This is a genomic window from Marinovum sp. PR37 (genome assembly GCF_028807375.1).
GTDB classification, from domain to species: Bacteria; Pseudomonadota; Alphaproteobacteria; order Rhodobacterales; family Rhodobacteraceae; genus Marinovum; species Marinovum algicola.
On record NZ_JARAML010000001.1, the window covers coordinates 317858 to 331443 of the forward strand.

General features: G+C 64.4%; 10 protein-coding genes, 1 tRNA gene and 1 pseudogene. 10 read left to right on the top strand and 2 right to left on the bottom strand.

What is annotated here, in order from left to right; all coding sequences use genetic code 11:
- The first annotated feature begins 310 nt into the window (after nucleotides 1-310).
- Nucleotides 311-2917 carry a Hint domain-containing protein gene (locus tag PVW49_RS01495; RefSeq protein WP_274589716.1) on the top strand — a complete coding sequence of 869 codons (2607 nt, stop codon included), beginning with the start codon at nucleotides 311-313 and terminating at the stop codon, nucleotides 2915-2917.
- On the opposite strand, the gene PVW49_RS01500 is transcribed toward PVW49_RS01495, so the two are convergent.
- A complete protein-coding gene (locus PVW49_RS01500) occupies nucleotides 2914-3513 on the bottom strand; it encodes a nucleotidyltransferase family protein (protein ID WP_274589717.1) in 600 nt (199 codons plus the stop codon). The two genes, PVW49_RS01495 and PVW49_RS01500, sit on opposite strands and share 4 nt — an antisense overlap.
- Before the next feature lie 148 nt (nucleotides 3514-3661).
- On the opposite strand from PVW49_RS01500, the gene PVW49_RS01505 reads away from it, so the two are divergent.
- The 8 genes from PVW49_RS01505 (at nucleotide 3662) to PVW49_RS01540 (ending at nucleotide 12412) form a co-directional block, all read left to right on the top strand.
- Nucleotides 3662-5068: a cryptochrome/photolyase family protein gene (locus PVW49_RS01505; RefSeq protein WP_274565474.1), complete on the top strand. Its 1407-nt coding sequence runs from the start codon at nucleotides 3662-3664 to the stop codon at nucleotides 5066-5068.
- Nucleotides 5069-5133: 65 nt separating this feature from the next.
- Nucleotides 5134-6345: an SAM-dependent methyltransferase gene (locus PVW49_RS01510; protein ID WP_048531842.1), complete on the top strand. Its 1212-nt coding sequence runs from the start codon at nucleotides 5134-5136 to the stop codon at nucleotides 6343-6345.
- Complete coding sequence (locus PVW49_RS01515; protein ID WP_048531839.1) at nucleotides 6345-6785, top strand: TrgA family protein; 441 nt, start codon at nucleotides 6345-6347, stop codon at nucleotides 6783-6785. Before PVW49_RS01510 ends, PVW49_RS01515 begins: the two co-directional genes overlap by 1 nt.
- 4 nt (nucleotides 6786-6789) lie before the next feature.
- On the top strand, nucleotides 6790-7932 hold the full coding sequence (locus PVW49_RS01520) for an NUDIX domain-containing protein (protein WP_274589718.1): 1143 nt from the start codon (nucleotides 6790-6792) through the stop codon (nucleotides 7930-7932).
- Nucleotides 7933-7987: 55 nt separating this feature from the next.
- Complete coding sequence (locus PVW49_RS01525) at nucleotides 7988-9022, top strand: cysteine synthase A (RefSeq protein ID WP_074835680.1); 1035 nt, start codon at nucleotides 7988-7990, stop codon at nucleotides 9020-9022.
- Nucleotides 9022-11511, top strand: coding sequence for a DUF3772 domain-containing protein (locus PVW49_RS01530; RefSeq protein WP_139211241.1), 2490 nt, complete (start codon nucleotides 9022-9024; stop codon nucleotides 11509-11511). Before PVW49_RS01525 ends, PVW49_RS01530 begins: the two co-directional genes overlap by 1 nt.
- Entirely contained in the window at nucleotides 11508-12227 is a 720-nt protein-coding gene (locus PVW49_RS01535; RefSeq protein ID WP_074835678.1) for an alanyl-tRNA editing protein, read from the top strand. The genes PVW49_RS01530 and PVW49_RS01535 overlap by 4 nt, the downstream gene beginning before the upstream one ends.
- 95 nt (nucleotides 12228-12322) lie before the next feature.
- Nucleotides 12323-12412, top strand: a tRNA-Ser gene (locus PVW49_RS01540).
- A 300-nt stretch (nucleotides 12413-12712) separates the two neighbouring features.
- Here the strand turns inward: PVW49_RS01540 and PVW49_RS01545 are convergent.
- Nucleotides 12713-13207 (bottom strand): hypothetical protein, encoded by a 495-nt coding sequence (locus tag PVW49_RS01545; protein ID WP_274589719.1) that lies wholly within the window; start codon nucleotides 13205-13207, stop codon nucleotides 12713-12715.
- 95 nt (nucleotides 13208-13302) lie between these two features.
- On the opposite strand from PVW49_RS01545, the pseudogene PVW49_RS01550 reads away from it, so the two are divergent.
- A pseudogene (locus PVW49_RS01550) lies at nucleotides 13303-13586 on the top strand (transposase); the annotation flags it as partial.

Here is a 13586-nt window from a genome sequence, read left to right on the forward strand (position 1 = left end):
CAGTGTTTCCACTTTGGAAACATCGCCCGCGGCGTCAAAGTTTGAACCGCTTTGGCTTTTGCCTCGCCGGGCCAACGCTCCATGATCTTTCCCGCAAGCCACCACATCGCTGACCCAAAGTCCGGTCACATCTGGGCCTGCACGCCGGCGCATCCCGTGTGGTCTTCGGTGTGCGCCGGAGGCAAGTGAAGGGGGTAACCAGTTACAGATGCAAGAATTGCGCCGCCGGGGAAGAATTCGCCCACGGATCACCGAAGGCCGGGCCAAGGCCAGCCCGTCAGACCGCACCCGGATCTTGGGGGGCTGATCGATGGCAAATCTCATTTCGAACGGTGTCTTCGAGACCAATACCGCCTCGGGCAGCAATCAGGCCCCGGCAGGCTGGACCCGCACCGAAGGCTCGCCCGATCTTCAGACCGATGGCGGTTTTGAATGGGCCGGAAGCTGGATGCCCGCCGATCTCGATGCGGCGGACGGCACTGGCTACATCACGATGTATTCCAACGAGAGCTACAACGAGGGGCTGACCACTACGTTGGCCGCGCCGGTTGAAGCGGGCAAGACCTACACCTTTACCTTCGACTATTACGTCAACGACTCCGACGGCTCGGTCAACCAGCCGGGCGCGACCAATCTGAACGTGACCATCGGCAGCCAGACGTTCAGCATACCAATCGACAGCACCGGGGTGACGGCGCCCTATTGGCAGGAAGTGAGCTTTACCTTCACCCCGACCGAGAGCGCCTCGGATTTCACCATCGCGACCGACAATGATCCCGGCGCCCAGACGCTGACCGGCATCGCGCTCGACAATCTGTCTCTGGATGTTGCGCGAAACTTCGTTGTCGAGGGCACCGCCGGCAATGACACCATCGATGCCGGCTATCTGGCCGACCCCGAGGGCGACCGGATCGATGCGCTGGATCACAGCGACGGCAGCAATGCCGATTCCGTCGATGCCGGCGCCGGCGATGACGTGGTGGTTGCCGGGCTCGGCAATGATACGGTGGAGGGCGGCCTTGGCAATGACAGCCTCTCCGGCGGCGCCGGTGACGATCTTCTGCATGGCGGGCAGGGCGCCGATACGCTGGACGGCGGCGAAGGCGGCGATACGCTGTATGCCGGCACCGGCCACGACAGCCTGGACGGCGGCGGCGGCAACGACTCGCTTTTTGGCGATGAGAACGACGATACGCTGCGCGGCGGCGCCGGGTCCGACACGCTTGACGGCGGCTCTGGCGACGATCTGCAATATGGCGGCACCGGTGACGACACCGTCTATGGCAACACCGGCAATGACACTCTTTTCGGCGGTGACGGCAATGATTTCCTGCGCGGCTCCTTTGGCGAGGATGTTCTCTATGGCGGGGCCGGCGACGATTCGATCTGGGGCGGCTACAACGACGATACCTTTGTCATCGAGGACAATTTCGGCAATGACACGATTGATGGCGATGCCTCGGCCGAGACGTCGGGCGACACGCTCGACCTGAGCGGCACCACCACCGGGCTAAGCATCGATCTGACCGACGTGAACCCCGAGAACGGCAGTTTTTCCGACGGCACCGCGACCGCCACCTTTACCGATATCGAAAACATCATTCTGGGCGGCGGTAATGACACGCTGATCCTGGCCGATTTCGGTGGCGCGGACATCGTTGAGGGCTTTGCCGCGCCGAGTGTGGGGGCCGACGGTACGCTCAGCGCCAATGACACGCTGGATGTCAGCGGGCTTACCACAGATGGCGGTGTGACCCCGGTCACTGCCCGCGACGTGGTGGTGAGCGACGATGGCACCGGCAATGCCGTGCTGACCTTTCCGGGCGGTGAAAGCATCACGCTTGTAGGCATCGCGCCGGACACCGCCGGCGATCTCGATTTCCTGGTGGCCATCGGTATTCCGTCGAACCGGATCGTTGACGGCACGTCGGCCGGCGATGCCATGGGGGTGGATTACGTCGATGCCGAAGGCGACCAGACCGATGGCAGCGACGGCACCGCCGACACGATCCATGGCTACGCCGGCGACGACACGATCAGCGGTGGCGAGGCGGCCGACACCATCGACGGCGGCGCTGACAACGATCTGATCGACGGTGGCGAGGGCGCGGATTCCATTCTTGGTGGCGACGGTGCCGATATCATCCACGGCGGCCGCGGCGACATGGTCGATGGCGGGTCTGGCGGGGAGGACAACGACACGCTGGTGATCACCGGCCCGGCCGTCATCACCTATGACGAGACCGATCTGGAAAGCGGCACGGTCACCTGGCTTGACGGCAGTTCCCTGACCTTCTCGGATATCGAGAATGTTGATTATATACCGTGCTTTACGCCTGGAACCTTGATCAAGACGTTAAGGGGAGAAGTGCCGGTCGAGGCGCTGCGCGTGGGCGACCGGGTGCTGACCCGCGACAATGGCTATCAGATGATCCGCTGGGTCGGGGCGCGCCGGCTCGACGCCAGTCAGCTGGCCGGGGCGCCGGCATTGCGGCCGATCCACATCCGCCGTGGCGCGCTTGGCCCCGAGACGCCCGACCGCGACATGAAGGTCTCGCCGCAACACCGGGTGTTGGTGGGCAATGCCGCGACGCAGATGTGGTTTGGCGAGGAAGAGGTGCTTGTCGCCGCCACCCATCTGACCTGTCTCGACGGGGTCGAGGTGGCCGGGGCCGAAGCGGCGGTGACCTATGTCCACATCCTTTTCGACCAGCACGAAGTGGTGCTGAGCGATGGAATCTGGACCGAGAGCTTTCAGCCCGGCGACATGACCCTGGCCGCGCTTGACGGCGATCAGCGGGCCGAGCTGTTGGCGCTGTTCCCGGAGCTGGCTGCGCGCGACAACCTGCATCAGGTCTATCCTGCCGCCCGCGCCACGCTCAAGGCGCATCAGGCGCGGGTGCTGTTTGCCGGTTAGGCCGTCTTGCGCTGACGCCAGGTCGCCCAGGCCTCGGGCGTGTCGAGATCGAGCCGGGCGCGGTCGCCCGGCAGGGCGACAAGCCGGCGCGCCGCCTTGTGCGCCTGAAGGATGCTCCGCGCGCCGGTGTCGCCGGTGAGCTGGTGAAACGCGTCGAACAAGGCGTTGCGAAACAGGATCGGATGGCCTGGCGCGCCGTCCCGGGTCGTGGCCTGAAATATCAGCGCCTCCGGGTCGGCCTCGGCCGCGCGGACCAGCGCGCGCAGATCGGCGCTGGTGATATCGGGCATGTCGGGCGGCAGGACGAGCGCGGCGTCAGTGCCCTCGGGCAGGGCCGCCACGGCGGCGCGCAGCGAGGCGGCCATGCCTTCGGCGGCGTCTGGCACCAGAACGCGCCGCACCGGGGTTTCCGCCAAGGCCTGGGCGCGCGGATGATCGGCGCCGGGCAGGGTAACGATCACCGACAGACCGGCGCTGAGCCCACGCAGGGCCATGGCGCGCAGGCAGGGCATGCCGCCCACGTCCTCAAGCAGCTTGTCGGCGCCGCGCATCCGGCTGGAGCGGCCGGCGGCGGGCAGGATCAGGGCGCAGGTCACACAGGCACCTTTCGAAAACTTCGGTGCGGCCAGACTAGACCTGCGCGGCTTGGCAGGAAAGGATTTCGCCATACCTTTGCGTCAGCTCAGAACATCTCGTGTGATCCGGGGGTTGCCGGGCTGCGTATCAGTGAAAAAGGGGGCATTCGTGACAACACTTCTCTGGTTCCGCCGCGATCTGCGGCTCTCTGATCACCCGGCTTTGACGGCGGCCTGCAAGCGGGGCCCGGTGGTGCCAATCTTTATCCGAGACGCCAGCGTCGACAGGCTTGGCGCCGCTCCGAAATGGCGGCTGGGCCTGTCCCTCGAGGCGCTGGCCAGCACGTTAGAGGACAAGGGCAGCAGACTGATCCTACGTTCGGGAAAATCGTCAGAGGTTCTGACCGACCTGGTGCAGGACACCGGGGCGACCCGCATCCTCTGTTCCCGGAGCTATCACCCGGAGATCGAGCGTCGTGACTTCAAGTTAAAGGATAAGTTCGACGCGCAAGGCATTGAATTTGAAATGCATGAAGGGCATGTCATCTCCGATCCGCGCTCGGTCGAGACCAAGAGCGGCGGGCCATACAAGGTGTTTTCACCCTATTGGAAGGCGGTCAAAGGCCGCGATGTGGGCGCCAATCTTAAAGCGCCGGATAAGATTCCGACACCAAGTCAATGGACTACAAGCGAAAACCTGAATGACTGGAACCTGGGCCAAGCAATGCGGTGCGGGGCGGAGGTTGTGCGCCGTTACACCGATCCCGGCGAGGCAGCGGCGCAGGCGCGGCTGGCGCGGTTCATCGACGAGGATGTCGCCGGCTACAAGGACCGGCGCGATTTTCCGGCGGACGATGCCACCTCGGGCCTGTCGGAATATCTGACCTATGGCGAGATCAGCCCGCGCCAGTGCTGGCACGCGGGCCAGAGAGCACGTCACGAGGGCAAGCCGGGCGCCGAGGCCTTTCTGCGCGAACTGGGCTGGCGCGAGTTTGCCTATCACCTGATGGTCAACATGCCGCGCATTCTGACGGACAACTGGCGCGAGGAATGGGACGGCTTTCCCTGGCGGGACGACGAACGCGCCGCCGAGATCAAGGCGTGGAAACAGGCGCGCACCGGCATTCCGCTGGTCGATGCCGGGCTGCGCGAGATGTATGTCACCGGGCGGATGCACAACCGCGTGCGGATGATCGTCGCCTCCTACCTGACCAAGCACCTGATGACCCATTGGAAGGTGGGGCTGCGCTGGTTCGAGGATTGCCTGACCGATTGGGATCCGGCGTCGAATGCCATGGGCTGGCAATGGGTGGCGGGGTCGGGGCCGGATGCCGCGCCCTATTTCCGGGTCTTCAACCCGGTCACCCAGCGCGAGAAATTCGATCCCCGGCGCGCCTATGTGACCCGTTGGATCGCCGAGGGGCAGGACGATCCGCCGGAGACCGCGCTGGCCTATTTCGAGTCGATCCCCCGGCGCTGGAACATGTCGCCCGACGATCCCTATCCCGAGCCGGTCGTCAGGCTCGACGAAGGCCGGCAAAGGGCGCTGACCGCCTATGAGAACAGAGGCTTCTGATCCGCGACTTGCCAGATGATGAAAATCGCGCCTAAACTATTCATATAACAGGGAAGAAGTGGGCAATGTATCTCACGTCGACGCATGGGCAGGCCAACCTGCCGCGGTATTTCAGCCAGGTCTTCGCGGCCACCAGCGAGATGAACCATGGCCGGCTCGATTTCGTGCTGCCCGACGGGCGGCGGTTTCGTGCCGAGGGCCGGGCCGCCGGGCCGGTGGCCGAGCTGGCCATTCACAACACCGATGTCTTTGCCCGGCTGATCCGCGAGGGCGATCTGGGGTTTTGCGATGCCTACCTCGATGGCTGGTGGGACACGCCCGACCTGATGGCCTTTCTTGATCTGGTGCATGCCGACAATGACGATCTGTATGACGGCTTTCCCGGCATGTCGCTGGTGCGCGCCTATGAACGGCTGCGGTTCTGGCTCAACAGCAATTCGCGGCGGCAGGCGCGCAGGAATATCTCGTATCACTACGATCTGGGGAATGAATTCTACGGCCTCTGGCTCGATGACACGATGACCTATTCCTCGGCGCTGTTCGAGACCGGTCAGGAAAGCCTGGAAAACGCGCAGATCGCCAAATATGCCTCGATGGTCGATCAGATGGAGGTGCAGCCCGGCGATCATGTGCTCGAGATCGGCTGTGGCTGGGGCGGGTTTGCCGAATATGCCGCGCGCGAGCGCGGGCTGCGGGTGACCGGGCTGACGATCAGCAAGGAACAGTTCAACTATGCCCGGGACCGGATCGCGCGGGCGGGGTTGGCCGGGCAGGTGGAGTTCAAGTTGCAGGATTATCGCGACGAGCGTGGGCAATACGACGGCATCGCCAGCATCGAGATGTTCGAGGCGGTGGGCGAGAAATACTGGCCGGTCTATTTCGACACAGTGCGCGAACGGCTGCGGCCCGGAAAATCGGCGACGCTTCAGATCATCACCGTGCAGGACAAGCGCTGGGAGGTCTATCGACGCGGGGTCGATTTCATCCAGAAATACATCTTTCCCGGCGGCATGCTGCCTTCGCGCAAGGCGCTGCTGGACGAGATCGAGCAGGCGGGTCTGGGGGTGCTGCGCTCGGTCGAATTCGGCGAGAGCTACAGCCAGACCCTGCGCCGCTGGCACGAAACCTTCAATGCCCGCTGGGACGAGGTGGCCCGGCTGGGCTTTGACCAGAGGTTCCGGCGGATGTGGAACTTCTATCTCACCTCTTGCGCGGCGACCTTTCACAGCGGTAACTGCGACGTAACGCAGATCACCGTTCGGAGGCCCGCCGCCTGATGCCCACCATCCCCAAGCTCGTTGCCGCGATCGTGCTCTCGGTTCTGGCCTATGTCGTGTCCAAGATGGTCATGGACGTGATGCCCGAGGCGACGGATTTCGGGATATTCCTGCCGCTCAACATGGCAATCGGCTTTCTCACCGGCTGGTTCTATACCGGGCCCTTGTCGACGACGCGGCTGGCCGATGCGATCAGCTTTGGCCTGACCGGCGCGGCGATCCTCACCTTCGTGGCACTGTTCGCGCAGTCGGCCAATGAAATGACCCGGCTGGCCATGCGGCACCGCTATGACGGGCCGATCGAGGCGATTGCGGCGGTGTTTCAGATCGGCGTCGATTTCGGCGCGCAGGTCTTCACGCTCGACGTGATCCTGACCCTGGCGGTGGGCGGGGTGCTGGCCGGGCTGCTGACCTACCTTGCCTCGCTGCGCTGGAACTGAGCCGATGGCCGATCTGTTTTTCTACGGCACCCTGTGCCATGTGCCGCTGTTGGAGCGGGTGCTGGGCCGGCCCGCGGCCGAGATCGCGCTGAGCCCGGCGGTGCTGCCGGGCTGGGCGGTCTATTGGGCGGCGGGCGAATGTTTTCCGACCATCCGGGCCGAAGCCCGCGGGCGCGCCGAAGGCCTGCTGTTGCTCGATCTGGATGAAGAGGCGCTGGCGCGGCTCGATCACTACGAAGGCGGGTTCGGCTATGCGCTCGAACCGCTCGAGGTGACGACGCCGGAGGGCGCCTGCCAGGCGCTGGTCTATCTGCCCGAGGGCGCGCGCTGGCCGGCGGGCGCGCCTTGGCGGCTGGCCGATTGGGTGGCGCGCTTCGGCCCGTTGACGCTGGCGGCGGCGGATGAGGTGATGGAGCGGTTCGGCGTGACCACGCCGCAGGACATCGACCGGCTGTTTCCCTGGATCCGGGCGCGCGGCTGGGCGCAATGCCTGGCGCAGGAGGCGGCGCCGACAACGCTGCGCCGGGCGCCGGCGCCGGACGATTACCAGATCGAAGCGACGCGGCCGGGCTATGACGGCTTTTTCCGTCTGCGCGCCTTTGATATCTCTTTCCGCCGGTTCGACGGGGCTCGCAGCGCCACCATCGGGCGCGAGGCGTTTCAGGCCTATGATGCGGCGCTGGTGCTGCCTTATGACCCGGTGCAGGATCAGGTGATGCTGGTCGAGCAATTCCGCTTTGGCCCGGTCTGGCGGCGTGATCCGGTGCCCTGGATGCTGGAACCCATCGCCGGGCTGGTCGACGCCGGCGAACGCCCGGCCGATTGCGCCCGGCGTGAAGCGATGGAGGAGGCGGGGCTGGAGCTGGGCGACCTGCGGCTGATGACGCGGGTTTATCCCTCGCCGGGTTATTCGACCGAGTTCTTTCATTGCTATCTCGGGCTCTGCGATCTTTCGGCTGAGGAGGGCCGTCTGGCCGGGCTGGCGCATGAAAACGAAGACATCCGCAGCCATGTGATTTCCTTTGATCGGGCCATGACGCTGGTTGAAAGCGGCGAGGCCAATGCCGGGCCTCTGGCGATGATGCTGCTCTGGCTTGCACGGCATCGTGAGGAATTGCGCCGGGGCGGGCTTGTTGCGCGCCCTTGAGTTCACGCCGCACGGCGCATACACAACGACAAATCCTTAGAGGAGAGCGGACATTATGCGCATTGCATCCGATCTGGCCGACGCCGTTGGCAAAACCCCGTTGATCAAGCTGAAGCAGGCCAGCGAAGAAACCGGCTGTACCATCCTGGGCAAGGCCGAGTTCATGAACCCCGGCCAGTCGGTCAAGGACCGCGCCGCGCTCTACATCATCAAGGACGCGGTGGAGAAAGGTCTGCTCAAACCCGGCGGCACGATCGTCGAGGGGACGGCGGGCAACACCGGTATCGGTCTGGCGCTGGTGGGGGCCTCGATGGGCTTCAAGACGGTGATCGTCATCCCCGAGACCCAAAGCCAGGAAAAGAAGGACATGATCCGTCTGGCCGGTGCCGAGCTGGTGCAGGTGCCTGCGGCGCCCTATCGCAACCCCAACAACTACGTGCGCTATTCCGGTCGCCTGGCCGAGAAGATGAACGAGAGCTCGGACAAGGGCGTGATCTGGGCCAACCAGTTCGACAATGTCGCCAACCGTCAGGCGCATGTCGAAACCACCGGCCCCGAGATCTGGGAGCAGACCGGTGGCAAGGTCGACGGCTTTGTCGCGGCGGTGGGCTCGGGCGGCACGCTGGCCGGTGTCGGCATGGCGCTGCAACCCAAGGGCGTCAAGATGGCACTGGCCGATCCCGATGGCGCGACGCTGAACCATTTCTACAATCACGGCGAGCACAAGGCCGAAGGCAGCTCGATCACCGAGGGCATCGGCCAAGGGCGGATCACCGCCAACCTCGAAGGCTTCACCCCGGATTTCAGCTACAACATCCCGGACAGCGAGGCGCTGCCCATCGTCTTTGACCTGCTCAAGAACGAAGGGCTCTGCCTTGGCGGGTCGTCCGGCATCAACGTCGCGGGCGCGATCCGGCTGGCCAGGGAAATGGGGCCGGGGCACACCATTGTCACCGTCCTCTGCGACTATGGCACGCGCTATCAGTCCAAGCTGTTCAACCCCGAGTTCCTGCGCGACAAGGGCCTGCCGACACCCGATTGGCTGACCCGCGCACCGGCCTCGATCCCCGGCGTGTTCGAGGACAGCTGATGCGTATGCCTGCCTTTCTGCCGGCGCTGTTGCTGGCCCTGTTCGCGAGCCTTGTTCTCTCCACGCGTGCGTTGCATGCGCAAGATATCTCGGTCGGAGACATCGAGCCGGATCTTCAAGTCGGAATGTCGCTGGCCGCCGCTGACGAGCCGATCGATTTCGAGGCCTGGAACGAGCTGGCGCGGCGCGCCGAGAGCGCACTGGCCGCCGGCCGCGCCTCTGACAGCGCCTTCGAGACGCTGCGCCGCGAGCTGGCGGATTGGCGTGCGCGCTTTCTGACGGCGCAGGACACCAACCAATCGCGGATCCGCACCATCCAGTCGCAGCTCGATGCCCTGGGCGAGGCCCCGGCCGAGGGCGAGACCGAGCCCGAAGAGGTGGCAAATCGCCGGGTCGAGCTGAACGAACAGCTTGCCGAGCTGCGCGCCCCGATCCGCGCCGCGGAAGAGGCCTATAACCGCGCCGACGGCATCATCCGGGAAATCGACGCGCTGATCCGCGCCCGCCAGACCGACGCGCTGTTCGAGCTCGGGCCGATCCCGCTGATGCCGGAGAACTGGGCGATTGCCCTGGGCGACCTGGGCCAGACCTGGACCGCCATCGGCAGCGAGATCGACAAGTCCTGGAGCTCCGACATCGGCCAGGCTGAACTGCGCCGCAACCTGCCGATGGTGCTGCTGCTGCTGGTCGTGGGGGGCGTGCTCGTGCTGCGCGGCCGGGCCTGGGCGCGCGACGGCGGCAACTGGATGCGAAAGAATTCGGCCCGCGGCGGCGCGGTTTTCAGCTTCCTTGTCTCGGTCGGCCAGATCGCGCTTCCGCTGATCGGCCTTTACGCGCTGACCGAGGCGATCTTTGCCACCGGCACGCCGGGCGCGCTGACCACCCTGCTGCTCGACAATCTTCCGGCCTGGGGCCTGGTGATCCTCGGGCTGCGTTGGCTGGTCGACCGGCTGTTTTCACAGCACGACGGCGACCGCATGTTGCCGATGGCACGGAGCCAGCGGCGCGAGGCACGGACCTATGCCAGCACCCTTGCGATCCTGTTGGTGCTGCGTGACGCGATTCATGAATTCGCCCAGATCGAGAGCTATGACGAGGCCACGGTCTCGGTGCTCGAATTCCCGCTGCTGGTGGTGACGGCGCTGATCCTGTTCCGCCTCGGGCAGCTGATGATCACCCATATCAAGTTCGACAGTGCCAACACCGAACGCCTGGTGCGCGCCCGGGTGGTCAGCTTTCTCGGCCGGATCGTCATCCTGGTGTCGATCGTCGGCCCGGTGCTGGCAGCCACCGGCTATGGCACCGCCGCCTCGCGGCTGATCTTTCCGACCATCGCGACGCTGGGCCTGCTCGGGCTGATCGTGGTGCTGCAACGCTTTACCAACGATCTTTACCGCTACGTGATGCGCCAGTCCGAGGAAGAGGCCGACAGCCTGATCACGGTGCTGATCGGGTTTACCCTCGCGCTCGCGGCGCTGCCTTTCCTGGCGCTGCTCTGGGGCGCGCGGGTGGCCGACCTGACCGAGCTCTGGACCCAGATCGGCGAAGGCTTTGCGATTGGCGACAGCCGCATTTCACCGATGGATTTCCTGGTGCTGCTGCTGGTCTTTGTCGCCGGCTACATGGCGACCCGTCTGCTTCAGGGCGCGCTCAAGAACTCGATCCTGCCCAAGACCAAGATCGACACCGGCGGGCAGAACGCCATCATCTCGGGCATCGGCTACGTCGGTATCTTCATTGCCGCGCTGGTGGCGATCACTTCGGCCGGGCTCGACCTGTCGTCGCTCGCCATCGTCGCTGGTGCGCTCTCGGTCGGGATCGGTTTCGGGCTTCAGAATATCGTGTCGAACTTTGTCTCGGGGATCATCCTGCTGATCGAACGGCCGATCGCCGAAGGCGACTGGATCGAGGTCGGCGGCATCCACGGCACGGTCAAGCGGATCTCGGTGCGCTCGACCAAGCTCGAAACCTTCGACCGCTACGACGTGATCATCCCCAACGCCGATTTCGTCTCGGGCCGGGTGGCCAATTATACCCGCGGCAATTCGATCGGCCGGATCATCATCGATGTCGGCGTGGCTTACGGCTCGGACACCCGCAAGGTGCAAGACCTGCTGCTCAAGGTCGCCCGGCACCACGATCAGGTGCTGATGAACCCCGAGCCGGCAGTGGATTTCATGGGCTTCGGGGCGGATTCGCTCGATTTCCGGATCCGGGCCGTGCTGCGCGACATTGGCGAAGGCATGGGCGTGCGTACCGAGATGCGCCATCAGATCGTCGAGGTCTTTGCCAAGGAAGGCATCGAGATCCCCTATGCTCAGCGCGACATCTGGCTGCGCAACCCCGAGGCGCTGCGCCCGCAGGAGGCGCCGAAGGCGTCAGAAGAGGACGCCCCGGCCCGTGAGGACACCGGCGCCGCGCCCCAGCGCGAGCCTTCGCCGGGCGACGGCACCGGCGATGTGACCGGAGACGCCGGGGGCGAGCGATGACAGCGCTGCTGTTTCGCGAAGACCCCTATCTCCGCGAGGCCCCGGCCAGGGTGACCGGCCACACGCCCGAAGGAGGCATCGTGCTTGACCGATCGGTGTTCTATCCCACCGGCGGCGGCCAGCCCGGCGACAGCGGCCTGCTGGTCTGGGACGGGATCGAGATGCCCATCGCCACCACCGTCAAGGGCGAGGGCGGGGCGGTGGTGCTTGTCCCGGCGGAACCGATGCCGCTGCCGGGCACCGGCACCCATGTAATGCAATACCTCGACTGGGAGCGCCGCCACCGCCACATGCGGGTGCATACCGCGCTGCACCTGCTGTCGGTCGTGGTGCCGCTGCCGGTGACCGGCGGGGCGATCACCAGCGAGAAGGGCCGGCTCGATTTCGACATGCCCGAGGCCCCGGCAGACCGCGACATCATCGAAGAGGCGCTGCAACTGCTGATCGAGCGCGATCTGCCGGTGTCGGAGACCTGGGTCACCGATGCCGTGCTCGAGGCGACGCCCGAGCTGGTCAAGACCATGTCGGTCAAGCCGCCGCGCGGCCAGGGCCGGGTGCGTCTGGTGCGGATCGGCAAGGGCGGCGACCAGGTCGATCTTCAGCCCTGCGGCGGCACCCATGTGGCGCGCACCGGCGAGATCGGCGCCATCCGGCTGGGCAAGATCGAGAAGAAGGGCCGCCAGAACCGGCGGCTGAACGTGATCCTCGACAGCTGAGAATCGACCTGTTGACACCGGAATACATCAATTGTGCGAATGACTTCGATTTGCCCTTGAAACCCGGTGAAGGTCGGGGCTAAACACCCGCGCACGGACAGTTGGCCGAGTGGTCGAAGGCGCACGCCTGGAAAGTGTGTAGGCGGGAGACCGTCTCGAGGGTTCGAATCCCTCACTGTCCGCCACTTGCCCCCGCGAAAGCGTTCTCCCGATCCGGCTGCGGTCGGATTTTTCCGTTTTATTCGAGGGTTATGCGTGAAGGGCTGAGCACTGGCCCGAGCGCTGGACGGCCCAGAAGCGGTCTCTCAGGGCCGATATTCTCTGGACCTCATGACTGCGTCTGTTTGGTGTTCAGGTTGTAAGTGTCTGAACCCAATGCCGTTTTCCGAAGAGCGGCTGAGCACTTCGACGTTGGTGGCGTTTTCCCAAAAGGGACCGAAATCAAACACCTTTCCCACATTTACAATGCCGCTCGGGCTCTCGGGTCAAAAGAGATCGACGTTGCCGTTGGCGTCAACCCGAACCGCAGATCCAACACGGGTGTAAACTGTTGAGTTTGCAGAAAACCGGCTCCGAAGTTGCTGCGCATGGGTATTATCCAAAAGCGTAAATGTAGCAGTCTCGCCAGCCCCCGCGGCGGCTAGACCCGCACCGACCATCAGACCGCCGACATTAGTTAGGAAGAAGCGATCGTGAAGGTCCTCTCCTCCTGGAACCTCTGTCCACTCATAGAGTTCGAGAGAATATCCTTGCGGCAAAATCCCATTGGTAAGAGCAGGAGCATTCTGCGCGAGAATATTCGGCGGAGGACGAGAGTCGTGTGACCGGAAGTGTACCTTAATGACTTTCGGTTTCGGCGTCGCAGCGGCGAGCTTGCTCAGCAGTGATGTCAATGGACCAGTGTAGTTGCCTCTTGCTGGACGCAGGTCAAAATAGGGGTCGACGATGTCAATTTCGTCAGCCACCAGCGCGATCAGCAATAGGGCATCGGCGATATCATCCGAGGTCCTTGTGACCTGCCACGGGATTTTTCCTCCACCGTTGATTAGAGTCCGCCCCAACTTGAGGACGGACAATGAAGCGAACGAGATTCACGGATGAGCAGATCATCGGCATCCTGGCCGAGCACGAGGCCGGCGCGAAGTGCGCCGACCTGTGCCGGAAGCACGGCATGTCGGAGGGCACTTTTTACAACTGGAAGGCCAAGTTCGGCGGCATGACGGTATCGGAGGCCAAGCGACTGAAGGCGCTGGAAGATGAGAACGCGAAGCTGAAGAAGCTTCTGGCCGAGCAGATGCTGGATCTGGCTGCGATGAAGGATTTGGTTGCAAAAAAGTGGTAGGGCCTGCCGTGAAGCGC